At 45.0% G+C, this 593-nt stretch carries 1 protein-coding gene; it reads left to right on the top strand.

The features are described from left to right. Positions 1-84: 84 nt before the first annotated feature. Positions 85-593, top strand: a 509-nt coding sequence (locus tag R7040_RS28210) for a transglutaminase-like domain-containing protein (protein WP_318097852.1), incomplete at its 3' end; no start/stop codon positions are given.

Here is a 593-nt window from a genome sequence, read left to right as displayed (position 1 = left end):
CGGTTTCTTTGGCGCACTCGGTTGGTTGGTCATGGCGGCTAACATCGCCGTGTCTAAGAGTCCAACTTTATTTGGGTAATCGTCATGCTTGAGTTTTTTGACGAAGATTTTGACAACATGGCGCTGGTGGAAGGAGCGTTAGAGCTCAATAAATCCGTTAATCCAGAAACCAACGTCCATTGGGCTAAGCAAGAGCTAGAGCGTCTGTACCAAGAAGCAGAAGCAACGCTTATCCATGAAACAGATGAAGAGCAGCGTTTCGATTCTTTCCTACGTCTGTTTTTCCATGAGTGGGGCTTCAAAGGTGACGACCAAGAGTACTTTATCTCTGACAACAGCTTTATCGATAAAGTGCTAGAGCGTAAAAAAGGTATACCGGTCAGCTTAGGTGCAATTTTATTGTACTTAGGCAATCGCCTAGGCTTCCCTATGAAAGGTGTGACATTCCCAACTCAGTTCCTAATTAAAGTGGATTGGATGCACAAAACACCAGACTACATTAACCCGTTCAACGGGGAGTATGTTGGTGAGAAAATCCTTCAAGCTTGGTTAATCGGTCAAGAAGGACCGTTAGCGCAGCTTAAACCGGAACA

It is taken from the genome of Vibrio sp. 1069 (assembly GCF_033340555.1).
This window is presented reverse-complemented; position numbering and strand designations above follow the sequence as displayed.